At 71.9% G+C, this 26,143-nt stretch carries 27 protein-coding genes and 1 tRNA gene; 15 read left to right on the top strand and 13 right to left on the bottom strand.

Annotated elements, in window-relative coordinates:
- Positions 1-112 precede the first annotated feature (112 nt).
- Together ACRYCC_RS31825 and ACRYCC_RS31820 are read left to right on the top strand one after the other, a co-directional pair.
- The gene (locus ACRYCC_RS31825; RefSeq protein WP_433817442.1) at positions 113-337 is read left to right on the top strand and encodes a hypothetical protein; all 225 of its coding nucleotides are present in this window, start codon (positions 113-115) and stop codon (positions 335-337) included.
- A gap of 157 nt (positions 338-494) precedes the next feature.
- The gene (locus ACRYCC_RS31820; RefSeq protein ID WP_433817441.1) at positions 495-1,889 is read left to right on the top strand and encodes a sensor histidine kinase; all 1,395 of its coding nucleotides are present in this window, start codon (positions 495-497) and stop codon (positions 1,887-1,889) included.
- 56 nt (positions 1,890-1,945) lie between these two features.
- On the opposite strand, the gene ACRYCC_RS31815 is transcribed toward ACRYCC_RS31820, so the two are convergent.
- From ACRYCC_RS31815 to ACRYCC_RS31805, 3 genes are all read right to left on the bottom strand, one after another.
- Positions 1,946-2,515: a GNAT family N-acetyltransferase gene (locus ACRYCC_RS31815; protein ID WP_433817440.1), complete on the bottom strand. Its 570-nt coding sequence runs from the start codon at positions 2,513-2,515 to the stop codon at positions 1,946-1,948.
- 70 nt (positions 2,516-2,585) lie between these two features.
- Complete coding sequence (locus ACRYCC_RS31810) at positions 2,586-3,149, bottom strand: TetR/AcrR family transcriptional regulator (protein ID WP_433817439.1); 564 nt, start codon at positions 3,147-3,149, stop codon at positions 2,586-2,588.
- A gap of 210 nt (positions 3,150-3,359) precedes the next feature.
- A complete protein-coding gene (locus tag ACRYCC_RS31805) occupies positions 3,360-3,521 on the bottom strand; it encodes a hypothetical protein (RefSeq protein WP_433817438.1) in 162 nt (53 codons plus the stop codon).
- Between the two features lie 15 nt (positions 3,522-3,536).
- Between ACRYCC_RS31805 and ACRYCC_RS31800 the strand changes: the two genes are divergently transcribed.
- Both ACRYCC_RS31800 and ACRYCC_RS31795 read left to right on the top strand, forming a co-directional pair.
- Positions 3,537-4,130 carry a sensor histidine kinase gene (locus ACRYCC_RS31800; protein WP_433817437.1) on the top strand — a complete coding sequence of 198 codons (594 nt, stop codon included), beginning with the start codon at positions 3,537-3,539 and terminating at the stop codon, positions 4,128-4,130.
- Between the two features lie 7 nt (positions 4,131-4,137).
- Entirely contained in the window at positions 4,138-4,335 is a 198-nt protein-coding gene (locus ACRYCC_RS31795) for a hypothetical protein (protein ID WP_433817588.1), read from the top strand.
- Between the two features lie 101 nt (positions 4,336-4,436).
- Here the strand turns inward: ACRYCC_RS31795 and ACRYCC_RS31790 are convergent, their stop codons facing one another.
- Positions 4,437-4,970, bottom strand: a complete 534-nt coding sequence (locus ACRYCC_RS31790) for a LapA family protein (protein ID WP_433817436.1) — start codon at positions 4,968-4,970, stop codon at positions 4,437-4,439.
- Between the two features lie 199 nt (positions 4,971-5,169).
- On the bottom strand, positions 5,170-5,991 hold the full coding sequence (locus ACRYCC_RS31785) for a sulfotransferase family protein (RefSeq protein ID WP_433817435.1): 822 nt from the start codon (positions 5,989-5,991) through the stop codon (positions 5,170-5,172).
- 157 nt (positions 5,992-6,148) lie between these two features.
- Here ACRYCC_RS31785 and ACRYCC_RS31780 point away from each other — a divergent pair, with 157 nt between their 5' ends.
- From ACRYCC_RS31780 to ACRYCC_RS31755, 6 genes are all read left to right on the top strand, one after another.
- Positions 6,149-6,613 (top strand): group II truncated hemoglobin, encoded by a 465-nt coding sequence (locus ACRYCC_RS31780; protein ID WP_433817434.1) that lies wholly within the window; start codon positions 6,149-6,151, stop codon positions 6,611-6,613.
- Between the two features lie 200 nt (positions 6,614-6,813).
- Positions 6,814-7,185, top strand: a complete 372-nt coding sequence (locus ACRYCC_RS31775; RefSeq protein ID WP_433817433.1) for a YciI family protein — start codon at positions 6,814-6,816, stop codon at positions 7,183-7,185.
- 50 nt (positions 7,186-7,235) lie between these two features.
- Positions 7,236-8,414, top strand: a complete 1,179-nt coding sequence (locus ACRYCC_RS31770; RefSeq protein ID WP_433817432.1) for an RNA polymerase sigma factor — start codon at positions 7,236-7,238, stop codon at positions 8,412-8,414.
- 162 nt (positions 8,415-8,576) lie between these two features.
- Positions 8,577-9,413 carry a sensor histidine kinase gene (locus tag ACRYCC_RS31765; RefSeq protein WP_433817431.1) on the top strand — a complete coding sequence of 279 codons (837 nt, stop codon included), beginning with the start codon at positions 8,577-8,579 and terminating at the stop codon, positions 9,411-9,413.
- An 82-nt stretch (positions 9,414-9,495) separates the two neighbouring features.
- Positions 9,496-12,390 (top strand): helix-turn-helix transcriptional regulator, encoded by a 2,895-nt coding sequence (locus ACRYCC_RS31760; RefSeq protein WP_433817430.1) that lies wholly within the window; start codon positions 9,496-9,498, stop codon positions 12,388-12,390.
- 44 nt (positions 12,391-12,434) lie between these two features.
- Positions 12,435-13,193, top strand: coding sequence for a class I SAM-dependent methyltransferase (locus tag ACRYCC_RS31755; RefSeq protein ID WP_433817429.1), 759 nt, complete (start codon positions 12,435-12,437; stop codon positions 13,191-13,193).
- Positions 13,194-13,275: 82 nt separating this feature from the next.
- On the opposite strand, the gene ACRYCC_RS31750 is transcribed toward ACRYCC_RS31755, so the two are convergent.
- Positions 13,276-13,347: transfer RNA gene (locus tag ACRYCC_RS31750), tRNA-Phe, on the bottom strand.
- Between the two features lie 337 nt (positions 13,348-13,684).
- Here ACRYCC_RS31750 and ACRYCC_RS31745 point away from each other — a divergent pair.
- Positions 13,685-14,497, top strand: coding sequence for an SAM-dependent methyltransferase (locus ACRYCC_RS31745; protein WP_433817428.1), 813 nt, complete (start codon positions 13,685-13,687; stop codon positions 14,495-14,497).
- Positions 14,498-14,558: 61 nt separating this feature from the next.
- Here ACRYCC_RS31745 and ACRYCC_RS31740 read toward each other — a convergent pair whose 3' ends face one another.
- From ACRYCC_RS31740 to ACRYCC_RS31715, 6 genes are all read right to left on the bottom strand, one after another.
- Positions 14,559-14,945 (bottom strand): STAS domain-containing protein, encoded by a 387-nt coding sequence (locus tag ACRYCC_RS31740; RefSeq protein WP_433817427.1) that lies wholly within the window; start codon positions 14,943-14,945, stop codon positions 14,559-14,561.
- A 227-nt stretch (positions 14,946-15,172) separates the two neighbouring features.
- A complete protein-coding gene (locus tag ACRYCC_RS31735; protein WP_433817426.1) occupies positions 15,173-16,936 on the bottom strand; it encodes an ABC transporter ATP-binding protein in 1,764 nt (587 codons plus the stop codon).
- Entirely contained in the window at positions 16,926-17,354 is a 429-nt protein-coding gene (locus ACRYCC_RS31730; RefSeq protein ID WP_433817425.1) for a lasso peptide biosynthesis B2 protein, read from the bottom strand. The genes ACRYCC_RS31735 and ACRYCC_RS31730 overlap by 11 nt, the downstream gene beginning before the upstream one ends.
- Entirely contained in the window at positions 17,351-17,608 is a 258-nt protein-coding gene (locus tag ACRYCC_RS31725) for a lasso peptide biosynthesis PqqD family chaperone (protein ID WP_433817424.1), read from the bottom strand. Before ACRYCC_RS31725 ends, ACRYCC_RS31730 begins: the two co-directional genes overlap by 4 nt.
- A gap of 51 nt (positions 17,609-17,659) precedes the next feature.
- Positions 17,660-19,513: an asparagine synthase-related protein gene (locus tag ACRYCC_RS31720; protein ID WP_433817423.1), complete on the bottom strand. Its 1,854-nt coding sequence runs from the start codon at positions 19,511-19,513 to the stop codon at positions 17,660-17,662.
- Positions 19,514-19,538: 25 nt separating this feature from the next.
- The gene (locus ACRYCC_RS31715) at positions 19,539-19,646 is read right to left on the bottom strand and encodes a keywimysin-related RiPP (protein WP_433817422.1); all 108 of its coding nucleotides are present in this window, start codon (positions 19,644-19,646) and stop codon (positions 19,539-19,541) included.
- 649 nt (positions 19,647-20,295) lie between these two features.
- Here ACRYCC_RS31715 and ACRYCC_RS31710 point away from each other — a divergent pair.
- From ACRYCC_RS31710 to ACRYCC_RS31695, 4 genes are all read left to right on the top strand, one after another.
- Positions 20,296-20,949: a TetR/AcrR family transcriptional regulator gene (locus ACRYCC_RS31710; RefSeq protein ID WP_433817421.1), complete on the top strand. Its 654-nt coding sequence runs from the start codon at positions 20,296-20,298 to the stop codon at positions 20,947-20,949.
- A gap of 94 nt (positions 20,950-21,043) precedes the next feature.
- Entirely contained in the window at positions 21,044-22,564 is a 1,521-nt protein-coding gene (locus ACRYCC_RS31705; RefSeq protein ID WP_433817420.1) for an MFS transporter, read from the top strand.
- 564 nt (positions 22,565-23,128) lie between these two features.
- The gene (locus tag ACRYCC_RS31700) at positions 23,129-23,953 is read left to right on the top strand and encodes a helix-turn-helix domain-containing protein (protein ID WP_433817419.1); all 825 of its coding nucleotides are present in this window, start codon (positions 23,129-23,131) and stop codon (positions 23,951-23,953) included.
- Positions 23,941-24,129, top strand: coding sequence for a DUF397 domain-containing protein (locus ACRYCC_RS31695; protein WP_433817418.1), 189 nt, complete (start codon positions 23,941-23,943; stop codon positions 24,127-24,129). The genes ACRYCC_RS31700 and ACRYCC_RS31695 overlap by 13 nt, the downstream gene beginning before the upstream one ends.
- A 23-nt stretch (positions 24,130-24,152) precedes the next feature.
- On the opposite strand, the gene ACRYCC_RS31690 is transcribed toward ACRYCC_RS31695, so the two are convergent.
- A complete protein-coding gene (locus tag ACRYCC_RS31690; RefSeq protein ID WP_433817417.1) occupies positions 24,153-26,081 on the bottom strand; it encodes a flavin-containing monooxygenase in 1,929 nt (642 codons plus the stop codon).
- Between the last annotated feature and the right edge of the window lie 62 nt (positions 26,082-26,143).

Raw genomic sequence — 26,143 nt, 5'->3', positions numbered from 1 at the left:
GGAGCCCGCGGCGCCGGACCAGGCTGTGCTCGCGGCCGGTACCGGCGGCCCCGGCCACAGCCGACCGGGACCGGTCTGGCCGGTCCGGATCCCGGTGCCTTACCGTTGAGGGGTGGCGTCGCAGTCCTCGACCGAATTCGCGCCCAGGCCGGCACCAGCGGGTGCCGACGAGGTCGCCCACGGCTATCCACCGCCCGAACGCCCGGCCGGTTCCACCGTCGTCGCCTACTGCGGAGCGGTGATCACGGTCCGCGGGGAGTCGTCGGACGCGCCTCCCCCCGACACCTGTCCCGAGTGCGCCACGATCTGGGAGCGACGCCGCCGCCCGCCGCCATGAGGTGACCGGCGGTCCGCCGTCTCCCGGTGCTCCCTGGTGGGAGAGCAACGAGGAGACCTCCGGATCTTTGCCGCAATGCGGGAGTGGTCTGACCCGATATCGGTCCATGCTTTGAAGAGGTGATCGACCTTCACCTCGGGAGGTCTCGGAGGGTCAGGTGCCCAGACCGGATCGGTCGTCCCTGCGGATGCGCATCACGTTGGTGGCCGGAGCCTTCGCGGCACTGGTGTGCATCGTCATCAGCGTGCTCGTCGTCATGGCCGTGCGCGACAGGGACGCCCGGTCCGGGCAGGCGCAGGTCACCGAGACCATCGACCGGCTGATCTACCACATCAAGACGAACAGATTCCCCCACTCCCTGGTCTCGAACGGCGACGACGCCATCCAGGTCCTGGACACGCGCGGACGTGTCGTCACGGCGACCCCGCAGCTCCTCGGCAAGCCGCCGATGGCGGACTTCCAGCCGACCGGGACGGAGATGCGCGCCGAGCGGACCATGTGCCCGCCCAACGGCGTCGGGGGAGGTTGCATGACGGTGGTGGGGTTCAGGGTCTTCCAGCCGAACGGCATCTGGATGATCTATACCGCGATTCCCACGGTGCCCTGGTACGCCGACGGCACCCTGGCGATCTCCCTGGCCGCCATGGCCGTGCTGATCACCGTGATGATGTCCGTGGGGGTCTTCCGGGCGGTCGGCAGGACGCTGACGCCGGTGGAGGCCATCCGGATCGAGATGGACGAGATCACGGCCACCGGACTCGACCGGCGGGTTCCGGTGCCCAGGAACCAGAAAGAGATCAGGATGCTGGCCGAGAGCGTGAACACGACTCTGGACCGGCTGGAGGCCGCCTACGAGCAGCTACGGCGCTTCACCGCCGACGCCTCACACGAGGTGCGGAGCCCGCTCACCGCCATGCGGGCCCAGGTGGAGGAGGCGCTGATGTACCCGGACGACACGGACTGGCCGGAGGTCGGGGAGGCCGTGCTGGCCGCGGTGGAACGGCTGCAGACGCTCGTCATCGACCTGCTCCTCCTCGCCCGGCTGGACGCGGGCGTGTCGCTCACGTGCGACGTGACCGATCTGGGCGGGCTGGTGGAGGCGGAACTGGACCGCCGCACCTCCACGATGAAGATCGTCCGGGACGTGGAGAAGAACGTGTTCGCCCAGTGCGACCGGCTGCGGGTCGCCCGGCTGCTGGCCAACCTGCTGGACAACGCCGAGCGGCATGCGCTCACGCAGATCATGGTGACCGTGCGAGGCGACGGCCCGTCGGCGATCCTGGAGGTGGCCGACGACGGCGCCGGGATCCCCGCCGAGCTGCGCGAGGAGGTCTTCAAGCGGTTCACCCGGCTGGACACCTCCCGCACCCGGGACTCCGGGGGCAGCGGACTGGGCCTGGCGATCGCCCGGCAGATCGCCGAGGTGCACGGTGGCACGCTGACCATCGAGGACAGCGAGCGAGGGGCCCGCTTCGTGCTGCGCCTGCGGCGGACCGGCCCGCCCCCGGCGCCGTCCCCGCTCGGGACCGAGGACTCCGTGCGGGCCGACTGATCTCCGGCGGCCGGCCCCCGCCCGGGACGTCCCGGCCCCATGCGCCTCCCGGCCGGTCAGGACGCGTCCGGCCCGGCCACCGCCGAGCCGTCCAGGGCCTTGTGGTAGATCACGACGTCGCACGGCGTGGCCAGCAACGGAGCCAGGTGCGGGTGGGACTCGTCGATGGTCCCCCTGCGGACCACCCGGTAGCCGATCCGGGTGTACCAGCCGGCCAGGAACTCCTTGGACGGATGTGCCCAGGCCCGGGGAACCAGCAACTCCAGCTGCATGACCGACAGCCCGCCCTCCCGGCACGTCCGCTCCGCGAAGCGGACCAGTTCCCGGCCGACGCCGGAGCCGCGGTGGCCGGGGTCGGCGGCGAGCATGCCGAACTCGCCCGTGCCGCCGTCGAGCCGCCGGACCCGGACGCAGCCGGCGATCCGCCCGTCCAGCCGGGCCACGGCGATCTCGCCCGCCCGGGTCAGGCCGGCGATCTCACCGACGGTGGTACGGGCGGCGCCGGCGATCCACAGACCTTCTTCGGCGGCCGAGTAGACCCGGTTGACCAGCTCGGTGACCTGTTCCATGACGGCGGTGTCGGTGCTCGCGGCGGCGGGCAGCGGCCGGACGTCGACTGCGGGCATGGGTCCTCCCCTGATTCGGCCTGGTGCGGCGAGACGAAGGTCAGCGGGCCGCCGGGCGGCACGCGCCCGCTCAGCCTTCCGCAGCGCAGGTCCGCAGCAGGATGCGCGCGGCCTCCCGGGCGTGGCGTCCCGGTTCGGCGGACGCCGAGATCGCGGCGGTGGTCATCGCCCCTTCGGCGAGCAGGACGAGGTGGTCGGTGAGCCAGGCGGGACGCCTGGCGGCCGCCACCAGGCCGGCGACGTACCGGCGGAACTCGTTCTTGTGGAACCGGGCGATGTCGGCCACGGCCGGCGTGCTGGCACCGAGCTCCCCGAAGGAGTTGATGAAGGCACAGCCGCGGAAGTCGGGTTCGCTGAACCACAGGTACAACCAGTCGAAGACCGCGAGGATGCGCTCCTCGGGCGAGGGCCGCTCGTCGGCGTACTCCGCGAGCCGGCGGCGCCACTGGGTGTCCCGCCGCCGCAGGTACGCCTCGACCAGATGGGCCTTGGACGGGAAGAGCCCGTAGAGGCGCTTGAGGGAGACACCCGAGGCGGCGCGTACCTCGTCCATGCCGACCGCTTGCACGCCCTTCTCGTAGAACAGCGATTCCGCCGCGTCCAGGGCGTGCAGCTCGGCCGTCTCATTGTCCATGACCACCTCCTTGCGCGAGAACCATCGTTCTCCTAGTGTAGGGCACAGAGCGGAGAACGATCGTTCTCCGCTAGCGAAGGAGGTGCGCCATCGCCGAGAGACCGCTGGTCCCGCCGTTCACCGAGCACACCGCCCTGCTGAAAGTGCGGGGCGCCGAAGACGCTGGACCAGCCACGCGACGCGGAAGCTCGTGACGCCGATGCGGCGGCCTCACTCGATCCGGGCCCGCCTCACGGTCGCCATCACCACGCTGTTACTGGTCACCCTGACCGCGGTGGGCGTCAGCGCGGACCTGGCGATCCGGTCCCTCCTGGCCGGGCACCACTTGGAGTACGTCCTCGGCTCGGCCGCCCTCCTCATCGTGGGTCTCACGGCCTGGATGACGTGGTGCCTGCTCGGGCGGTCGAGGAGCAGCGCCGGTTCGCCGCCACGGCCTCCCATGAGCTCAGGACCCCGATCACCGGCCTGCGCGTCCAGCTGGAGGAGGCGCTGCTCCACCCCGACGACGTCGATCCGCACGACACCATCCGAGCGGCGCTCTCGACCACCGGCCGGCTCGAGGCGATCATCGAGGACCTCCTGCTGATGGCCCGGCTGCACGCCGCCGATCCGGCACCGTACGAGATCGTCGACCTCGGCACGCTGGTGGCCCAGGAAGCGGCCCAGATCCACGATGTGCCGGTGTCCGTCCACGCGGCCCGCGACGTGCGCGTCCTCGGTTCCCGCGTTCAGCTGATCCGGGTTCTGGGCAACCTGCTGGGCAACGCGCGCCGGCATGCCGACACCGGCGTGCGCGTCTTCGTCGAATCCGCGGACGGTCAGGCCGTCGTGGCCGTGGTCGACGACGGGGCCGGGATCGCGCCGGCCGACCGGGAGCGGGTCTTCGAACGTTTCACCCGCCTGGACGACGCCCGTCGCACAGGACTCCGGTGGCAGCGGACTCGGTCTGGCCATCTCCCGCGACATCGCCCACGCCCATGAGGGTTCGGTGCGCGTCGAGCCCTCGCCACGAGGCGCCCGGTTCGTCCTGCGGCTGCCGCTGCCGGGCACCGAGCCCACCGGCGCGCGGACGGCCGATACGGGACCGGCCGGCGAGGTGGCGGCCACCCGGTCCTGCCGGTCGGCCGGCACCGCCCCCGCGAAGAGCCCTCCCAGGCGTTCCAGGAGGGCCGCCCGCGCGCACTGACCGCTCCGGCCGGATCAGCGCCTCGCCCGGACGGGAGCCCGTCGGTCCGGCCGGCGTCCCGGGTGAGCCGCGCCGATCACCGCGCGATCATCCGGATCCGGTCACGCGCCGGGCGGCCGTGCCGGCGCGCCGGGGGCGGGTCCGCCCGGGCCCGGAGCCTGCCGCGGCGTCTCCGCCGGCCTGCTCAGGCGGGCGGCGTCCTGGCCACGGTGCCGCCGCGCGACGATCCGCAACTGCACGATCCTGGCGGTGCCCGGGATCACCACCAGCAGCACGCCCAGAACGGCCGACAGCAGCAGCGCGACGCCGAGCGGGATGTGCCCGTGCAGCCCGAAGAACGAGATCTCGACGCTCTTGCCGTTCTGCAGGATGAAGATCAGCAGTAGCAGCAGCACGATCGCGAACAGGATGCTCGCGATCCAGATCCCGCCGATCCGGGTGCCGGTCACCCGGTGCTGCTCCAGCCTCGGAGCAGGTCGCACCCCCGTACCGCCCTGCGCGGCGGGAGCGGCCTGCGCGGGAGCGGGAGCGGGCTGCGCGGGCTGGGTGCCCTGCGCGGGCGGGACACCCTGCGCCGGCCGCGGCGCGGGCTCGGCGCCGTCGCCGGCACCAGGAGGTCGTGCGGCGGAAGTCATGAGGTCCTCCTCAACCAGGCGACGGCGACGCCGTCTCTGGCCCCCCTCCCCCGGAGCGCGCCCTTCACGCGCTTTTCCCCCGTCCAATCAGGACGACCCCGGGCTCCGCACGAGCCGGTGCCGCCGGCCACGACGTACCGGTGGTTCACCGGCGCCGTGCCGCACCTCGCCCGCCGGTGGACGACGTGGACCTCGGCCCCTAGACGTACCCCCAGGCGGCGCAGATGTCCTTGAGCCGCGGGGGGATCTCGGCCGGATCCGGCAGCGGCGCGGCCGGCTGGACCCGACCTGAGCGGATCTTCTTCGTCCAGTCGCCGAAGCCGGCCCGGAACGTGTCATGGTCGTTCTTGGCGTAGTCCAGCATGTCCGGCTCCCACTCGATGCCGAGGTACTCGCAGACCCTGCCGCAGACCGCCTCGGCGTCCGCGGTGAGGTCCTCGTACCGGACCGTGATGCCGGGGCGCGACGTGCGCGCCTCCTCGACCGCCTCCATGTACTTCAGTGAACTGTCGATCGCCTCGTCCAGGCTCCACTGCGGCCGGGCGGCGTGCCAGGAGCGCACGACGGCGTAGGGGTGCCGCTGCAGGAAGACGAACCGCGCGTCCGGCCAGCAGCCCTCGATGCGGCGCCACATGAACACATCGTGCGGGGTCTTGTTGAGCAGATGCTTCTTGCCGGCCTTGGCGACCTCACGCGCCAGCATGCAGTCCCACAGCAGGTGCTCCAGCTCCCGCTTGTCCAGCCCGAGGGCCTTCATCGACTCCGTGACGTAGTCGGTGGTCAGATCGACCTGGAGATCCCGCAGGTGCAGCTCGTGCGGCGCGTAGAGGTGGGAGTGCCCGCCCATGATCGACCGCAGCAGCGTGGACCCCGAGCGCACGGAGGAGATGATGAAGATCGGTGCGACGAGATGGCGGTTGCTCTGATCAGGCAATGGGAGGGCGGGCCCGCGCTGGTCGCGGACGAGCCGGTACCCCGTCGCCCGGCGGACGGCGTCGTTGGTGGAGGACTTCCAGTTCATCCCAGCAAGGATGGCGGGTCTTCCTAACACATGGGTTGCAAGAGCCTGGAAATTGTCTGGCAAATATTTCCTTAACTCACCGCGCCTCGATGGGCCGCGCGTTGAAGATCGTCATTGGGTCTGGCCGACGCCCTGCCGGTAGTGTAATGATGTAATTATGGTAACGCTTTTCGAGCATGCCGGTGGTCAGGAAGGCCTGCACCGATTCATCGACGTCTTCTACGGCAGCGTTCTGGCGGACCCGCTGCTCCAGCCCCTGTTCGGCGCCGGACGCCCGGAACACGTCGCGCATCTGACCGCCTTCAGCGCCGAGACCTTCGGCGGCCCCGACACCTTCACCCGCGAGATGGGCGGGTTCACGGGACTGATCGCGGCGCACCGGGGCTTGAAGATCAACGAGGCGCAGCGGCGGCGGTTCGTCGAGCTGTATCTGGCGGCGGCCGACGAGGCCGGGCTGCCCGCGGATCCGCCGTTCCGTGAGGCGCTGCGCTCGCACGTGGAGTTCGGGTCCCGGGTGGCGGTGCAGAACTCCCATGCCGAGAGCGACGATCAGCTGCATCCGCTGCGCGAGGTGCCGCACTGGGACTGGCCGGCCTCGGCGGACGGCCCGGTCGAGCGGTGACCCTCGGGTGACCCCGGGCACCGCGGGGTCCTCGTCACGACGATTCGGATCGGTTCCGTGTCGCACCAGGCCCGGCCACCGGCGACGGACCGGCGAAACTTCTTCACGCCGGCTGTCGATTTCGGCGGATCCCGGATGTCGTTGATAGTGGAGGAGCCGTACGGTGCGGCTCCCGACGACGAGTGACGGAGGCATCCGACATGGCCGAGAACTCCCCCGCGATGGCCCAGTACGCGGTTCTGATCTTCGAGCGTGAGACGCCCGGCGGCGTGGCCGAGATCCCGCCGGAGATCATGGAGGCCCACGGGCGGCTGCCCGGCCGGATCGCCGAGCAGGGCGGCCGGATCGTCGCAGGGATCGCGCTGGAGCAGACCGCGACGGCGACCGCGATCCGCGGCGGCCTGGTGACGGACGGCCCGTTCATCGAGACCAAGGAGGCGCTGGCCGGGGTCTTCGTGATCGAGGCGCGCGACCTCGACCACGCGCTGGCACTGGCCAGGCTGACACCGATCGTCGACGGCGGTGTCGAGGTCCGGCCGCTGATCGGCTTCGAGGTCCTGGAGGCGAGCTGACCGAGGTCGAGCGGGCCGTCGCCGGCGCGCACCGTCGCGAGTGGGCCTACGTGCTCGCCGCGACGGTGCGCGTGACCCGCGACCTCGATGCCGCCGAGGAGGCCGTGCAGGACGCCTACGTCCAGGCGCTGCGGACGTGGGCGCGCGACGGCGTGCCCGACCGGCCGGGCGCCTGGCTGACGACCGTCGCGCGACGTAACGCGCTGAACGCACTGCGCCGCCGGCAGGCCCTCCAGACCAGGCTGCCGCTGCTGGTGGAACCCCAGGACACCGGGACGCCCGAGCCCGGCGCCATCCCCGACGACCGCCTGCGGCTGATCTTCACCTGCTGCCATCCGGCCCTGGCCCAGGAGGCACAGATCGCGCTCACGCTGCGGCTGGTGTGCGGCGTCGCGACCCCGGACATCGCGCAGGCGTTCCTGGTCGCCGAGGCGACGATGGCCGCCCGCCTCACCCGGGCCAAGAAGAAGATCGCCGCCGCGCGCATCCCCTACACCGTGCCGTCCGCCGACGGGCTGCCCGAGCGCGTCGACGCGGTGCTGACCGTGATCCACCTGCTCTACGCCACCGGTCACACCGCCCCCTCGGGTCAGGACCTCGTGCGCGACGAGCTCACCGGACGCGCGCTCGACCTGGCCCGCATGCTGCGCCTGCTGCTGCCGGATGAGCGTGAGGCCGCCGGTCTGCTGGCGCTGCTGCTCGTCCACCACGCGCGCCGCGCCACCCGCACCGACGCGGACGGCCGGCTGCTGCGCCTGCGGGAGCAGGACCGCTCGGCCTGGGACCGCGAGCTCATCGCCGAGGCCGACGGCCTGGTGGTGGCCGCGCTCCGCGCCGGCCCGCCCGGGCGTTTCACGCTGCAGGCGGCGATCGCCGCGCTGCACGCGCAGGCCCCGGCCTACCAGCAGACCGACTGGCCGCAGATCCGCACGCTCTACGACGAGCTGCTGCGGGTCTGGCCGTCGCCCGTCGTCGCGCTGAACCGCGCGGTGGCGGTCTCGATGGTCGACGGGCCGGCGGCCGCGCTGGCGGACGTCGAGGGGCTCGAACGCGACGGGCGACTGGCCGGTTACCGCTACCTGCCGGCGACCAAGGCCGACCTGCTGTACCGCCTGGGCCGGCACGCGGAGGCGGCCGACGCCTACCGCGCCGCGCTGGCGCTCAGCGACAACGCCGCCGAGCAGGAGTTCCTGGCCGGGCGCCTCGGATCGGTGCGGCCCGCGTCCTGACCGCCAGGTCGCGCTCGTGAGGGGTGGGCAGGGCGGGCGGATGAGTACCTAGCCGGTTGGCTGGTGTGGGGGGCCGTGGGCGGGGGTCAGGATGCGAGTGGTAGTCCCGATGGCCGTGCACATGGCAGGGACACAGCCCGATCGAAGCAGAAGGGGTCCGACATGACATCCCTGACCGACCTACACGATCACCAAGCTCGCCGCCCCACCGCCACCACCACGGGCACCGGCGCGGGCGGGATCCGGCAGCGCGGCCGGGCCGCCACCGGCACCGCGCGCGAGCGCGAACTGGAACTGGAGCGCGAGATCCGCCGCCGCCGCCAGTTCGCCGCCAACGCCTCCCACGAACTACGCAACCCCCTGACCGGCCTGCGCACCGAACTCGAGGAAGCCCGCCTGCACCCCGACCAGACCGACCTGCCCGACCTCATCGAACGCACCCTCAAGAACCTCGACCGTCTCGACAGCATCGTCACCGACCTGCTCCTGCTCTCGCGAGCCGAGACCGGCCTGCCCGACGAACTCCAGCACTTCGACCTCGCCGCCCTCGCCCGCACCGAGGCCACCCGCCGCACCGACCGCGTCACCGTCCAGCTCCACCTTGAACCGCACGTCATCGTCAACGCCGTCCCCAGCCACCTCACGCGCATCCTGACCAACCTGCTCGACAACGCCCAACGCCACGCCGACCAGACCGTGCACCTCCGCGTCCGCCGCCACCACGACGGCGCCGAACTCACCGTCACCGACGACGGAGAAGGCATCGACCCCGCCGACCGCGAGCGCATCTTCCAGCGCTTCACCCGCCTGGGCACCCCCCGCACCCGCGACCAACGCGGCGCCGGCCTCGGCCTGGCCATCTCCCGCGACATCGCCCACGCTCACGGCGGCACACTCCAGGTCGGCACCTCCCCCACCGGGGGTGCACGCTTCACCCTCCGTCTCCCCCTCTCGCGTACCTCCCCACCGACCGGCTCCGCCCTCCCGGCCGCCATCTGAGCGCGCCACGCCGGTAAAGCCGGTCCCAGAGACCTCCCGCCGGAGTCAAATACCAGGGTTGACCAGGTAAGTTATAGGCCTGGTGTCTCATGAACCCACGGCGGACGCCTCGCCGTCCGCATCGGATACCGCGGCCGGAGACGACCCCGGCGGATCGTCGCGGCGCGGTTGGCGTGGCCGGAGCCGGGAGTGGCAGGCCGTCGCCGGCCTGCTGCGGGCGGCCGAGGGCGGCCGGGGCGGGGTGCTGCTGGTCGAGGGCCCGTCGGGCATGGGCAAGAGCCGGCTGCTCCGCGAGGCGATCGACGCCGCCGCGGAGCGAGGGTTCGTGCTGGCCCGGGGAACGGCCGACGAGCCGAGCCGGCTGAGGCCGCTGGAGCCGCTGATGTCGGCGCTCGGGGAGTCCCCTCAGTCCCTGCGGGAGGCCGGGGCGGGCGTGCACTCCGAGGCGATCGACGTACGGCTGTGGCTGGTCGAGCAGTTACAGGCCCGGCTCGAGGAACGGGTCGGACGCGGTCCGGTGCTGATCACGCTGGACGACCTGCACTGGGCCGGCCCGACGACCCTGCTGGCGCTGCGGTCGCTGATACCCGAGCTGGCCTCCTACCCGCTGGTGTGGATCCTGTCCCGGACGCTCACCGGGGTCTCCGAGCCCGGCATGGACCGGCTGTACGACGTTCTGGAACACGACGGGGCGACCCGGATCGGCCTGGACGCGCTGGACTCTGGGGCCATGGCCGAAGTCGTCGCCGATGTCCTCGGTGCGGCGCCGGATCCCGCGTTGCTCGCGCTGGCGGCCGAGGCCGGGGGCAATCCGTACCTGCTCGTCGAGCTGTTCGAGGGACTCCAGGACGAAGGCGGGGTCGCCGTGGCGGACGGCCGGGCACGGCTGATCTCACGGCAGGTGCCGCTGCGAATCCAGGCGATCGTGCGCGGCCGGCTGAGCCGGCTGTCCGCGCACACCCGCCATCTCCTGCAGGTCGCGGCCGTCCTCGGGCGCTCGTTCTCCGTCGACGATCTGGCCGAGATGCTCGGCCGCTCCACCGGCGAGCTGCTGCCGGCCCTGGAGGAGGCGGAAGCGGCGGCGGTCGTGATACCGGCCGGGGACCTGCTGACGTTCCGGCACCATCTGCTGTGGCGGGCCGTGACCGAGACCATCTCCGAACCGATACGGCTGGCCCTGCACCGGCAGGCCGGGGCGATGCTGCTGAATCGGGGCGGTTCGGCCATTCCCGCCGCCGCACACCTGATGCGGTACGTCCGGCAGGGCGACTCGCACGCTCTCGCCGGTCTCGACCGGGCGGTGGGCGAGGTGCTGGCATCGTCCCCGCAGACCGCGGCCGACCTCGCCGTCCGCGCGCTCGAGCTCACCCTGCCCGCCGATCCGGGCCGGTTCGACCGTACGGTGACCGCCGTCTACGCCCTGACGGCCGGAGGACGGCTGTCGGAGGCGTCCGAGCTCGCCCGCACCGTGCTGGACCAGACCACGGAGCCCGGCCAGGCCGCCCGTCTGCGCTACGAGCTGTCGTACGTCCTGATGCTGGCCGGTCACCCGGCCGAGGCGGTGGCCGAGGCCGAGAAGGTGCTCACCGAGCACGACCTCCCCGACGAGCTGCGTGACCTCGCCGAGCACGTGGTGTTCCGGGGCTTGTTCGTCGGCTTCGACTACGCGCGGGGGCGGGAGCGGGCCGAAGAGGTCCTGACCGGCGGGGCGGGCCGCAGCCATTCCGCCGTGGTCGGGGCCCACACGCTGCTCACCCACATCGCCTGGACGGAGGGGCGGGCCGCCGACGCGATCGGTCACACCCGCGAAGCCGCCCGCATCGCGAACGCCGGGCCGATCCGGGTCCAGCACTCCCACCCACGCCTGGACCTGGCCGCGCTGCTCACCAACCTGCGGCGGCTGGACGAGGCGGAGACCGTCCTGCGGGCCGCCGACGACGAGATCACCACGCTCGGGCACACCGCGCACGCCGCCAATCCCTCGCTCTTCCGGGCCCGGCTGCGGCTCGCCGCGGACCGGCTCGAGGACGCCGCCGCGGAGGCGGAGGCCGGCCTGGCCATGGCCGACGATCTCGGTGTGCGCGCCTATGTCCTGCTGGGGATCTCCGTGCTCGCCATCGTCGCCGTGCGCCGCGGTGACCTCGACACCGCGGCCAGGCACGTCGAGCACTATGAGGCCCAGCATCAGGCCGGCCAGGGCGTGATGTACGGAAACGTGTGGGGCAACTGGGCCATGGCGATGGTCGCCGAGGCCGGGGGCGGCGCGCAGCGGGCCCGGGAGACGTTCGGCACCCCCTACACCGATGCCAGGAAACGGCGCTGGCTGCTCATGGTGGAGGCCGACGCCGCGGCCTGGCTGACCCGGGTCGCGCTCGCCGCCGGGGATCGTTCCGGCGCCGAGACCGTCACCGCCACCGCCGAGCACCTCGCCCGCGGCAACCCGGACTTCCCCACGCTCGCCGCCTCGGCCGCGCACGCGCACGGCATCCTGCGCGACGACGCCACGGCCCTGGCCCGCGCCGCGGCCTCCTACCTGGGAGCGTGGAGCAGGGCCTCCGCCGCCGAGGACCTCGGCGTCCTGCTCGCCCGCACGGCCGGTGACGGCGGCTCCGGCCACGAGGCCGCGGTCCGCAGCCTCGAACAGGCGCTGGACGGATACCAGCGCACCGGCGCGCTGCGGGACGCGGCCCGGATCCGCGCCAGGCTGCGCGAGCTGGGCGTGCGACGCCGTCACTGGACCAGCGCGGAACGGCCGGACTCCGGCTGGGCCAGCCTCACCGACACCGAACGCAAGGTGACCGCGCTCGTCGCCCGCGGCCTGACCAACCCGCAGATCGCCACCCAGATGTTCATCTCCTCCCACACGGTCAAGTTCCACCTCCGCCAGGTCTTCCGGAAACTCGGCATCGGCTCCCGCGTCGAGCTGGCCCGCCTCGCCACCGAGCACAGCCCGGACCCCATGGCGATCGACACCTGACCGGCACGCGGACAGTACGATCTCCCCAGCGCAGAGGGGGGACGATGACGACACCGAGCGGTATTGCGGACTACGGACGCATCGGAGTGGGCTACGCACGGCACCGGCGGACCGATCCGCGGATCGCGGCACTGGTGCACGCGGCCCTCGGCGAGGCCCGGACGGTGGTGAACGTCGGCGCGGGCGCGGGTTCGTACGAACCGCCCGGCCGGCATGTCCTGCCCATCGAGCCGTCCCCGGAGATGCGCCGCCAGCGCCCGCCGCATCTGGCGCCCGCCATCCACGGGATCGCCGAGGCGCTGCCCTTCGACGACGACGCCGTGGACGCGGCCATGGCGATGGTCACCGTTCACCAGTGGCCGGACCCGGTGGCCGGGCTGCGGGAGATGCGGCGGGTCGCCCGGGGCCCGGTGGTGGTGCTGACCTTCGACCCCGCCGCGCTGGGCCGGTTCTGGCTCCTGGACTACGCCCCGGAGCTCGGGCAGGTCGACGCGGCACGCTGCCCCTCCATCGGCACCATCACCGCGGCGCTCGGCCCGCGCACCGAGGTCCGCCCCGTGCCCATCCCGGCCGACTGCGTCGACGGCTTCGCCGAGGCCTTCTACGCCCGGCCCGAAGACCTGCTGGACCCGGCCGTCCGGCGGGCCCAGTCCACGTGGAGCCTCCTCGCGCCGGGCGTGGAGGAGCGCGCCGTCCAGGCCCTGGCCGCCGATCTCGCCACGGGGACCTGGGACGAGCGGTACGGCTTCCACCGCACCCAGCCCGAGTTCGAGGGGGCCGTACGGCTCGTCATCGGCCACTGAGGTCACCGCGGCGCACCGGCCGCGGCCTCGGGTCCCCGCATCGCCGATCGTGTACTTGGTCCAGCGGGCGCTGAAGCAGCGGTGGCTCCTCGAGGTGTCGAACCTCGTCCTCCCGGGCTTCGACCGGGCGCTCTACCAGGTGAGCTAAAGAGCCATGCCTTCCGCCGGAACGACAGGATCCGAACCTGTGATCTCCGCCGGGTGAGCCGGGAGCAGATCCCGCCCTTGGTGAATACCAGGATCCATATCACGTCCCGGCGGAGTCAACGGATTTTCCCGGCGCCGCCCCGGCACCGACCCGGCACCGGCGGCGCCGCCGAGCGGCCCCGGTGCGGGTACGCGACCGCCGCCGTCGGCGGGGGCCATCCGGCGGCCCGCCGGATCCGCCCAGGTGAATGCGGGGTCGTTCGCCGGCATTTGCCGATCTTGAGGGCCGCGGGAGGCTACTCTTACCAGAGTCCGTCCAAAGCCGTGCAGACCGGAGAAAATCTGTGACCGATGGTGCGCCCGCCCCCGGCCCCAAGCCCAGGATCGACACGTCGGTCGCGCATTCCGCCCGGGTGTGGAACTACCTGCTCGGTGGCAAGGACCACTACGCCCCGGACCGCGAGGTCGGCGACCTGATCCTGCGGATGTTCCCCGACATCGCCATGCTCGCCCGGTTGCAGCGCCAGTTCCTCGCCCGCGCCGTACGGTATCTGGCCGGCGAAGCAGGCATTCGCCAGTTCCTGGACATCGGCACCGGCCTGCCCACCGCCGACAACACCCATGAGGTCGCCCAGCAGGTGGCGCCCGACTCGCGCATCGTCTACGTCGACAACGACCCCCTGGTCCTGGTGCACGCCCAGGCGCTGCTCACCAGCGCCCCGCCCGGCGTCACCGACTACGTCGAAGCCGACGTGCGCGACCCCGAGGAGATCCTGCGGGCTGCGGCCGCCACCCTCGACTACAGCCGGCCCGTCGCGCTCATGATGCTGGGGATCGCCGGGCAGCTTCCCGACACCGACGATCCGCACGCCATCGTGCGCCGGCTGCTGGATGCCCTGCCGCCCGGCAGCTACCTGGCGCTCAGCGACGGCACCGACACCAGCCCGACGCTGAACCAGGCCATCGCGACCTACAACGCCACCTCGGCGAGCTCGTACCACCTGCGCAGCCCGCAGCAGATCGCCGGTTTCTTCGACGGCCTGGAACTCGTCGAGCCCGGAGTCGTGGCCCCCACGATGTGGCGGCCGGACCCCACCAACATCAGCGGCGCCTCCCAGCAGGTCGACGCCCTCTGCGGAATCGGCCGCAAAGCCTGACCCCGGCGGGCGCCCCGCTCGGCCCTCCGCGGGGAGGGCCTCGTGGAGGGCCGGCGAGCGGTCACCCCGGCTCCGGGGCACCGGGGCGCTCCCGGTCCTGGGGATCCTGCAGGGCATCGGCCAGGGTCGGGTGGCAGCGCAGCCGGGTGTCCAGGCCCGTGGCGCGCAGGATCTTGACCAGTGAGGGGCGCGGCGCGACCAGGACGACCGTGCCGCCGCTCTCGCGCTGGTCCTTCCACACCCCGACCAGCGCGCTCAGCCCCGCGGAGTCACAGAACGCCAGCCCGCCCAGGTCCAGCAGCACCCGGGAGGCCGGCAGGCCGGCGGTGTGGCCGGCGACGTAGCCGCGCAGCTTGTCGGCGGTGGCCATGTCCAGATCGCCGGTCACCGTGACGACCAGCCGGCCATCGCAGGTACGGGCCGTGATCTCCAGCGGCACGTGTCTCACTGGGCCGCTCCCTCCTCGAGACCTGTCCGCAGGAGACGGGCGCCGGCGCATCTCTTCGCGGAGGTCAATCATGTTCGACCACGCGCCCGCCTGCAAACGAGTGGCCCACATCCCGTATCGCCGCCGCCGCCGCGCGCGCGTGCCGCGCGACGGCCAACGCCCCCGCACGGTGGCCTCGACGACCGCCACGCCGCCGCGGCCACGGCCGCTGCGAAGGCGGCGGACGGTCAGCGCACCGGGTCGCGGGGGCCGAGCCATTCGGCGGCGAGGCCGCGGTAATAGCCGCTGGCGGTCATCAGGTCGTCGTGGGTGCCGGCGGCCGTGACGGTGCCCTGGTCGAGCACGATGATCTGGGCCGCGGTCCGGATGGTGGTGAAGCGGTGTGCGATGACCATGAGCGCGCACTCCGCGGCCACCTGGTCGATCGTGCCGCGCAGCGCGGCCTCGTTCTCGGCGTCCAGGTGCGAGGTGGGCTCGTCGAGGAGCAGCAGGGCAGGCCGGGCGAGGAGGGCGCGGGCGATCGCGACCCGCTGGCGCTCGCCCCCGGACAGCGCCGTGCCGCGCTCGCCCACCGGGGTGTCGAGCCCCTGCGGCAACCGGGCCACCAGCCCGGTCAGATTGGCCAGCTCGACCACCCGGTCGAGCTCGGCCCCGGTCGCGTCCGGCACGGCGTAGGCGAGGTTGTCGCGGAGGGTGCCGTGCAGGATCGGGCAGTCCTGGTCCACCAGGCCGATCCCGGATCGGTGGGCGGCCCGGTCCAGGCCGCGCAGGTCGGTGCCCCCGGCCAGGATCCGGCCGTGATCGGGATCGTAGAACCGCTCGACCAGCGCGAAGACGGTCGACTTTCCGGCTCCGGAGGGGCCGATCAGCGCGAGATGGCCGCGCCGGGGCACCTGGAACGACACCCCGCACAGCACCGGCCGTCCCGGTTCGTAGCCGAACCACACGTCGTGGAATTCCAGCGCCGCCGCGCCGCCGGGTCTCGCCGGTCCGGGCACCCCGTCGTCGTCCTCCGGGGGCCACGCGAGCACCTCGTTGATCCGGTGCACCGCGCCGGTCCCCTGCTGCATGATGCTGACGGCCTCGAAGATCGAGCCGAGCGGTCCGGTCAGGTAGACCATGTAGAGCAGGAAGGCGACCAGGTCGGCGACCGACCCGGTGCCGGCCGCGACCCGCATCCCGCCGACCAGCAGCACCAGCAGGAACGAGCCGGTGACCGCCAGGTCGCCGGCCGGCGAGGCGACCGCGTCGAAGCCGGCCATCCGCACGTTCGCGGCGTACGCCGATCGCGCCCGCCCCGCGATACGCCCGGACTCCCGAGCCTCGGCCCGGGAGGCACGGACGGTCCGGATCGCACCGAGCGCCCGTTCCAGGTCGGCGGCCATCTCGCCGGTCGCGGCCTGGCCGTCCAGCGATGCCGCCCGGATGCCGCGCAGGGCGAGCCCGAGCAGCGAGCCGGCCACGGCGACCAGCGAGGCGACCAGGACGAACAGCACCCAGTCCAGCCAGATCATCAAGGCCACCGCCCCGGCCAGGCCGACACAGCCCGTCGCGGCGTCGGTGAACCCGGTGGCGACCACCTGGCGCAGCGCGACGGTGTCGACGCCCGCCCGGCTGATCAAGTCACCGATCCGGTGCCGGTCGTACACGGGCATGCGAAGCCGCAGCAGCCGGTCGACCACCTGAACGCGGACACCGAGCACGATCCCCTCGCCGGTACGGGCGAGAACGTACCGGACGCATCCCCCGACCAGCGCCTGGGCGACGAACAACGTGATCAGCACGGTGACCGCCGGCCACGCCACCGGCCCGGCACCCGCCGACTCGATCACTTGCTTGACGAGCAGCGGCTGCGCCAGGCCCAGCGCCGACGCCGTCAGCGTCAGGGCCATGGCGGCGGTGACGGCACCGCGGTGCCCGGCCGTCAGGCTCAGGATGTCGCGCAGCCCGGCCCGGTTGCCCGCCGCCGGGGCGCTCCCGTCACCGCCCACGGCGTGGCGGTACGGACATCAGCGGGCTGAAGTAGCCCTCGGGCCCCTGCTCGTCGACGAGCCTGCCGTCCGCCTCCACCCAGGCGTGTGCGCCGAACGGAGGCATCATCCGGGCGCCGACGCACCAGGTGGGCCACACCCCGGCCATCCGGCACAGCAGCGTCGTGGCCAGCGACCTCGGCAGGCACCCGTGCGTGCCGAGACAGGTGAGGCTGACCGCGAGCACGGCATCGCGGGCGGCCTTCGCCTCCGCGTAGGTGGCGGGAGCCGCGCCCCTGCTCAGCAGGGCGCAGACCGCCCGGATGCGGCGCGGTGGCAGCCGCGCGAGCAGGAACGCCGCTGCCACGGCGACCCGGGCCGCCAGGCGGTGGCTCCGCGAGATGTCGGTGGGCCGGTGCAGCGCGCTCGGTGTGGTCACGACGTCACCAGCCGGGCCGAGCGGAGCCCCTCCAGCAGCGCGGTCACGTCCAGCAGCGCCCGCGCCTCATCGACGTCGTACTCCGCGGCCAGCGCCGCCGCGGCCTGCGCCGGGTCGTCCCCCGCCAGCAACCGGACGAGGATCAGGGCACCGGTCGGATTGAGCTGCCAGTAGTCCCCGCTGCGTTCGTCCAGTAGAACCGCACCGTACTCGGTGTCCGTCGTGGACACGTCGGCGCGAAGCCGCAGGCTCATCCGGAGTTCTCCTCTCTCATCGGGGTCTCATGTCGGATCTCATGTCGAATCTCATGGCAAGCCGGCCGGCGACCCGCTGCCGCGCGCGGCGAGGGTGCGCAGCCAGACCTCGCACCCGATGGTCGAGTACAAGATGCCGTCGCGGAGTTCGGGAGTGTCCGGGCGGGCGGCCAGTTCCCGCAGCCGGGCCGCGTCCACCAGCCCCAGCCGGGCCAGGCGGGAGTCCTCCCACAGTGCGAGCAGATCGCCGCCGTGCCGGCGCAGGCCGTCCGCGGCGTCCATCGAGGCCTCCGCCTTGTTCGTCCGCTGGAGGCACTCGTCCGGTACGACCCCGCGCATCGCCGCGACGAGGAGCGGCTTGTAGCGCCACGGCGTGACCCGGTCCTCCGGGCGCACGGACAGGCACGCCTCGATCACCCGGTCGTCGAGGAACGGTGAGGTCATCGGAAGACCTGCCCGGCGGCTCATCTGCTCCCACTGCCGGATGATCCTGGTGCAGTCGCGGATCGCGTGCAGGTCGGCGTGCAGCCCCCGGTCGGGTGCCAGCGGTTCGGCCGTGGCGGCCGCCTCCCTGACCACCTCACCCGCCGCCCGTACCGCCTCGGGGGTGACCCAGTCGAACATCCGGGGCCGGCCGCCCCAGCCCAGTGTCTCGGCGACGTGGGCCGGCCCGGGGGCACGGAGATCGTCAACGGCGTCCGCCAGCCAGCGGCGGTAGGAACGTCCGTCGGCCAGCGCGCGTGCCATCGGACCGGCCGGCCAGTGGAACAGGGCGCGGAAGCCGCGCAACCGGCCCAACGCGAGGAGCGGACGCCTGCGCAGCAACCCGTGGTAGTAGGCCTCCGAGCACCAGGCGACATGGTCGCCGCCGATGCCCGTCACGTGCAGGCGGCTGCCCATGGCGATCAATCGCGGCACGTGGCTGAGCATCCGGGCACGGTCCATCATGCCGATACTCGGCTCGTCCAGCGGATCGTCGATCTCCAGCAGATCCTCGTAGACCAGGGGCGAGTCCTCGGCGGGCCAGACGGCGTGTTCGACCCCGGGCAGATGCGCGGCCGCACGACGGGCCCAGACCAGATCCTCGTCGGCCGGATCGCGGCCGGGCCAGGTACTGGCGATCATCTTGGCGCCGGGCCGGCCGGCGGCGAGGAAGCACAGCGAGGTCGAGTCGAGGCCGCCGGACAGGTCGAAGCTCACCGTGCCGCCGCCACTGGTGCGCGCCGCCACGGCTTCGGTGAGCACGGAGGCGACCTCGGCCGCACCCTCGGCCAGCGGCCGGACCGGTTCCGGCGGTGCCCACCAGCGGCCCAGCCGGACGCTCCTGCCGTCGGGCTCCACGATGAGGTGGCAGCCCGGCTCGACGGCCGCCACGTCCCGCCACAGCGGAGTGTGCTGTAGCGGATGCGGCACCGGCCAGAGCAGGCGCACCGCGATCTGCCGCTCGTCCAGGGCTCCGCCGAGGAGCGCGGCCAGGACGTCGGCACGATCGGCGGCCACGGTGAGGCCGTGTGCCCGGGTGTGGAACACCAGTCTCAGCCCGGAGGCGCTGCCCTGCACGCGCAGCCGGTCGCCCAGCGCCGCGATCAGATGGAAGCTCCCGGGCAGCGTACGGGTGAGTTGATCGAGATGAGCGAGGTCACGCAGCCGCGCCGCCTCCTGGCCGAGCCGCTCGGCGCCGATCGGGCAGGTGCCGATGATCGCGAGCCGGGTCTCCCCCGCCGCGGCGACGGTGATCTCGTCGTCGGACCAGTGGCCGATCAGCCAGGGCCGTCCGGAGGGGTGGGCGAGGGTCCGGGTGGTGGGCGTCTGGAGGGCCGGAGCCACGGCGAGGGCGGCCTCATGGTCCGGAAGGACCACGAAACACGCCTCGCCGTGGCTCGGCATGCCGTTGTGTTCAGGCATGAGTGGGGTCAACGGCCTCTGATCGTCAGTTCTTGCTGAAGATCAGGCGGTCGTTGCCGCTCCGCTGGAGCAGGCCGGTGGCCTTGCGGAAGGAGCCGGCCGCCACCAGGGCGGGGGTCTCGTAACGCTTCATCGTGATTCCCTTTCTCTCCTGCGGACTGAATTCCGATAAATTGTCGGAATTTGCCTCGCACCGCATCCGGTGGCCTTCGACCTCCGTGTGCGGCAGGGGCACGAGAGAAAGTTCTACAACTCCGCCTCGGCAACGTCCAGACCCCGAATTTTCCGGTGTTAGCATGATCATTAATCGCTAGAGACGGAAAAGCCGGATAAGGAGCGCAATCAGGGTACGAAAGAATGGCCGCCAAGCGGTTCCAGCGGTCGGCTCAATGACCGTGGCGGTGACAATTTCCTGATGGCGCGATGACCTCCGCCTGGAGCCTGCGGTTGCCGGTTGGGCCGCGCGGAGCGTTGGTCCGGCGGCCGCCACTCGCCGCGGATCTCCCGGTCGTTGCCGCCCGGGCCGACCGTAGCCCTCCGCCTCCCCGCCATCTCCGCCACCTTTCGCCGACCGCCCAGGAGGACGATCATGAAGCGGGGCCTACCCGTGTCACGGGCTTCATGCACCTACAGCGGCGACCATGCCCGGCTGATGCGCATGTGATGCAGCTCATACGGGGGTCGCGAAATATCCGGGGACGAACTCCCCGTTTACCCCTATGTCTCGGAACCGGGGAATCCCTCCCCGGTTCGTACGACAGCCGACAGAAGGGGGCACCGCCGTGGGCACCGTGGGCACGACCGCCGAGCGGAGTGGGGCCGCCGGGCTGCGGGCGGACGCGTCTCGCAACCGGGAGCGCATCGTGGCCGCCGCACGCGAGGCGTTCGTCGAGTACGGCGCCGAGGTGACCCTCGACCAGATCGCGCGGCGGGCCGGGGTGGGCAACGCCACCGTCTACCGGCACTTCGCCGACCGCTCGGAGCTGATCCGCCAGGTCACCCTGGAGGTCATGAACCGGGTCGTGCAGCTTGCCGAGTCGGCGCTCGCCGAGGCGCCGGACCCGTTCGAGGCGCTGCAGCGCTTCGTGCACGGTGCGGCCGGCGAGCGGATCGCGGCCCTGTGCCCGATGCTGTCCGGCGGTCACGAGCCGATCGCCGCCGAGCTCGCCGAGAAACGCGTTCGGCTCGAACGAGCCCTGGAGGAGATCATGGACCGGGCGCGCGGCTCGGGCCTGCTCCGCCCGGACGTGACCGCCGGTGACGTCCTCATCGCCCTGCCGCAGCTCACCCGGCCGCTGCCGGGAATGGCGTGCCTGAACCTCGACCGGTTCATGGACCGCCATCTGCAGCTCTTCCTCGACGGGCTGCGCGCTCCGGCACGCTCCACCCTGCCCGGGACCGCGGCGACGTTCGAAGACCTTCGGCGGCGCGCCTGACCATTACCACAGCGGCCATCTGATTCCCCCAATTACCAAACGGCACCTTTCGTGCTGGATTCGCCTCCCTTCGCACCCGTTAGAGAGTTCATTCATGCCTGAAATGGCCCAGGTCCAGCTGGACCCCCGCCGCTGGAAAGCCCTCGCGTTCATCGCCATAGCCCAGTTGATGGTCGTGCTCGACGCGACCATCGTGAACATCGCACTGCCCTCCGCCCAGGCCGACCTCGGAATCTCCGACGGCAACCGCCAGTGGGTGATCACCGCGTACGCCCTGGCGTTCGGTGGTCTGCTGCTGTTCGGCGGCCGGATCGCGGACCTGTGGGGCCGCAAGCGCGCCTTCACCATCGGCCTGATCGGCTTCGCCGGAGCATCGGCACTCGGCGGCGCCGCGGCGAACGAGGCGATGCTGCTCGGCGCCCGCGGGCTCCAGGGCGCGTTCGGCGCGCTACTCGCGCCCGCCGCGCTGTCGCTGCTCGCGGTGATGTTCACCGACGCACGGGAACGTGCCAAGGCGTTCGGCATCTACGGCGCCATCGCCGGTGGCGGCGGTGCCGTCGGCCTGATCCTCGGTGGTTTCCTGACCGAGTACCTCGACTGGCGCTGGACGTTCTTCGTCAACATCCCCTTCGCCGTCGTCGCCGCCGCCGGCGCCTTCTTCGTCATCCGCGAGCCCGCCGGCGCACGCAACAGCAACAACCTCGACATCCCCGGCGTGGTCCTGGCCACCCTCGGCCTGGTCTCCCTGGTCTATGGCTTCACCCGCGCCGAGACCGACGGCTGGAGCTCGAGCGTGACCATCGGCCTGTTCGTCGCGGCCGTGGTTCTGCTCGTCTCGTTCGCCGTGGTCGAGAGCAAGGTCCGGGGCCCGCTGCTGCCACTGCGCGTGGTCGCGGACCGCAACCGCGGTGGCGTGTACCTCTCACTGGGCCTGGCCGTCATCGCCATGTTCGGCCTGTTCCTCTTCCTGACCTACTACCTGCAGATCATCAAGGGCTTCTCCCCGGTGCGGACGGGCTTCGCCTTCCTGCCGATGATCGTGGGCATGATCACCGGCTCGACCCAGATCGGCGCCCGTCTCATGACCCGCGTGTCGCCCCGCCTGCTGATGGCACCGGGCTTCCTGCTCGCCGCCCTCGGCATGCTGATCCTGACCCAGATGCAGCCCGGCAGTTCGTACTTCGCCCTGGTCCTGCCCGCCCAGCTCCTGCTCGGCCTGGGCATGGGCACCGCCTTCATGCCGGCCATGAGCCTGGCCACCTACGGAGTGGAGCCGCGCGACGCGGGGGTGGCCTCCGCCATGGTCAACACCTCGCAGCAGGTCGGCGGCGCCATCGGTACCGCCCTGCTCAACACCATCGCGGCCAGCGCCGCCACCGGCTGGATCACCTCGCACGGCGCCGAGGCGTCCACCCTCGGCAAGGTCGCCTTCGCCAACCAGGCCGCGGTGCACGGCTACGCCACCGCTATCTGGTTCGCGGTCGGCATCCTGGTGGTGTCCGCGGTCATCGCGATCACCCTCATCAACACCGGTCACCAGGGCGGCAGCCCGATCGCGGTGTCCGGCGAGGAGGGCGAGCAGGACGCCGCGGTGATCCCGGCGCTCGCGCACTGATCCGGTTCCGTACGACTCGATAGGCACGACTGAGGGGCCCGGCCGAGCCGGGCCCCTCAGCCCGTCTACGGGGGCGTGTGGTTTCAGGCGGGCGGGTCCGGGCCGCCACCTGAAGCTGTCGCCGGCATCCGGGACGGCCCGGCGGGCCGACACGCTCCAGCCTTTCCGGGAGCACCGGCGCGCTAGCGGGGACGAATTCCCAGCATCCGCTCCTGTTCGACCATCAGCCGTTCCAATTGGTGCGGATCGGCGCTCTGCAGGAACTCTCCGCCACCCCCGAACCAGGTGGGCCAGGCGAGAAACCTTTCCGAACACCACGACCACATGACCATCCAGCGGCCCCGGTATTGGTCGCTGAGCCGTCGTGCCATTTCCACTTTGTCCGGGTCCGGGGTGGTCGCTCCCGGCGCTTTCCCCGTAGGCATGTCGTGTGCCATTCCGTCGCCCTCTCCCCATCCTCTATCCGGCCTCCAGCCTGACCAATCCCGGCGTACGCTGGACAGACCGCGCACCACCAGTGCCGGATGTACGGATCGGATCGCAAGAATTACAGGGGATTACAGGATGGCGACCGGTAATCACATGACGGCCCGCGAGTTCCTCGGCAGGGAGATCCGCCGGGCGCGGGAGGCCCGGAGCGTCAATGGGCGGAAGATGGGCCGCCCCGAGCTGGCGAGGGAGCTCTTCGTCTCCGAGTCCCTCGTGGCCGCATGGGAGTCGGGCAGGCAGATCCCCAAGGTCGACTATGTGCTCAGGCTGATCAAAGTGCTGAGATTCGACCCCGAGATCCTGGTGCGGATATTAGAGGACCTCGTGGAGCGCGAGGTCTCCCCGGAGTGGACGGGCAAATGGCTGGCCATCGAGAAGATGGCGGACCTCCTGCTCTCCTATGAGCACGCGATCGTCCCGGGGCTGCTGCAGACGCCCGAATACGCCGAAACCGTTCTGCGGCAGGCCCAGCCGCTCGCGGACATCGGCGGCAACCTCGCCGACCGGCTGAAGAGACAGGAGATACTCCAGGGAGAGGACGCCCCGACGGTGGTATTCGTCCTCGACGAGCGAGTCTTGCGCAACCGGGTCGGGGGTGCCACGATCATGAATGCGCAGATCTCCAAGCTTATCGAAATGGCGAACCTCCCCAATGTCATCATCCAGATCATCCCGGATGAGGCGGGGCACCATCCGGCGCAGGCGGGTGCATTCATGATCGCCAAATTCAAGGGCGTGGAGGTCGTCTACCAGGACGGCACCTGGCGGGGCCAGGTGCTGGAGGACTGCCGGGACGTGGCCGCGTTCTCCCGGCTGTGGATGAACACCCAGAGCGCGGCGCTCGACAGGACGGCCTCACTGGACCTGATGGAGAAGGCGGCGGCGGAATGGACACCCTGAACTGGCGTAAGAGCGCAAGGTCGAGCGGCAACGGAGAGAACTGCGTGGAGGTGGCCGCCGCACCCGGAGCCGTGGCCGTCCGCGACTCCAAGGACCCGGGCGGCCCGGTGCTCACCTTCCGCCGGAGCGCGTTCGCCGCGTTCGCGGCGCAGGTGCGGAGCGGCGCCCACGGGTGAACCCGTACCCCCCGTAGGCCCGGTCAGGTGAAGGTGAAGTCGGCCGGGTCGGGTTCCCTGGTCCAGGCCCAGTAGTCGACGAGCCGCCACGGGCTCAGCACGTGGATCTCGCCGTGCGCGTTCTTGAAGAACGAGTGCTTCACCGAGGGCAGCGACCACACGAGCGTACGGAGCTCGGCCTGGGAGCGGTCGTGCCAGTCGCGGTACCGCTCCGGCAGGGGCTCCATGGCGCGGTGGCCACCGGCGATGAGCCGTTCGAGGCACCGGCTGATGTAGCGCATCTGGCACTCGGAGTGGAAGATCAGGCTGCCGCCGTGCGCCAGGTTGGTGCCGGGGCCGTACATGCAGAACAGGTTGGGGAAGCCGGGCACGGTGATGCCGAGATAGGCGGCGGGCCGCTCACCCCACATCGCGCGCAGGTCGGTGCCGTCGCGGCCGGTGATGTCCATCGGCCACAGGACCCGGTTGGCGTGGAACCCCGTCGCGTAAACGATCACATCGCACTCGTGGCGTTCGCCGTCCACCGTCACGACGGCGCCGGGCTCGATGTGGTCGATGCCCGTACGGACCAGGTCGACGTCGTCGCGGGTGAGCGTCGTGAGCCAGGCGCCGTTGTCCTGGAGCGTGCGTTTGCCGGTGGCCGGGTAGTCGGGCACGACCTTGGCGGCCAGCTCGGGGTCGTCGCCGACCTGGCCGGTGATCCAGTCGGTGAACATCTGCCGGGCGAACTCGTTGCCCGCGCTGATCGACCGGCCGTCGCCGGAGTAGTCCGGGTCGATCCTGGCCGCCTCCAGCCCCTTGTCGCAGCCGGGCCAGAAGAGCAGGAAGCGGTACCAGCGGCCGTAGAACGGCAGGTGCCGCAGCGCCCAGCGCACGCCCGGCCCGACGGCGGCGTGGTAGTCGGGGTTGGGGAACATCCACTGGGCGGTGCGCTGGAAGACGGTGAGGTGACCGACCTGGGGCGCGATGGCGGGCGCGATCTGGAAGCCGCTGGCACCGGCGCCAATCAGGGCCACCCGCCTGCCGGACAGGTCGACGTCGTGGTCCCAGCGGGCGGAGTGGAACGCGGGACCGGCGAAGTCGTCCCGGCCGGGGATCGGCGGGATGCTCGGCCGGTTGAGCTGCCCGACGGCGGAGATCACGGCGCGGGCCACGAGCGTCTCCTCGGCGCCGTCGCGGGAGCGGATCCGCACCGACCAGACGGCCCGGTCGTCGTCCCACTCCGCGCCCAGCACCTCGGTCTCCCAGCGGACGTGCGGTTCGATGCCGTGCTTGGTCATCACGTTGTGGAAGTAGGACTGCAGTTCGGGCTGCCGTGCGAAGAACTCCGTCCAGTGGTCGCTGGGCTCGAAGCTGTAGCAGTAGAAGTGGTTGCCCACGTCGACGCGGGCGCCGGGGTAGGTGTTCTCCCACCAGGTGCCGCCCACGCCCGCGTTCTTCTCGACGATGGTGAAGGGAATGCCGGCCTGCCGGAGCCGGATGCCCGCGAGCAGCCCCGACTGGCCGCAGCCGATCACGACGACGGGGAACGCCGCGCGGGCCTCGTCGCCGCCCGGCTCCTCCACCCGCCGGGCGTCGGTGCCGTCCAGCCCCATCTCCTCCATGAGCATGGGCACGTACTCGCCGGGGACCTCCTCCACGACCAGCCACGACATCATCTCGTGCACCAGCTCGGGCGGGAGCGGCTCCGGCTCGGGGCAGCCGCGGTCGCGGTGGTCGCGGATGACGTCGAGGGCCAGCGCGCGGATCTCGGCCTTGTCCTCCTCGGAGAGGTAGCCCTGGACCTCGTTGAGGAACAGGCCCGCGGGCCGCAGCCGGCCGCGGATCAGCTCGGGGTCGCCGGACATGTGCACGAGGGAGAGCATCAGCGCCGGGACGCTGACGTCGAGCAGCGCCTCGGCGATCTCCTCGTCGGAGGTCGTGAACGGCTCACCGGCGTGCGGGTTGCGCATGGCTCGTCGTACTCCATCACTCGCCTGTGGTGCGCGCTTCGATCGAGGGCCAGTGTGCTGGC

It is taken from the genome of Actinomadura scrupuli, assembly GCF_050971785.1.
GTDB classification, from domain to species: Bacteria; Actinomycetota; Actinomycetes; order Streptosporangiales; family Streptosporangiaceae; genus Actinomadura_E; species Actinomadura_E scrupuli.
This window is presented reverse-complemented; position numbering and strand designations above follow the sequence as displayed.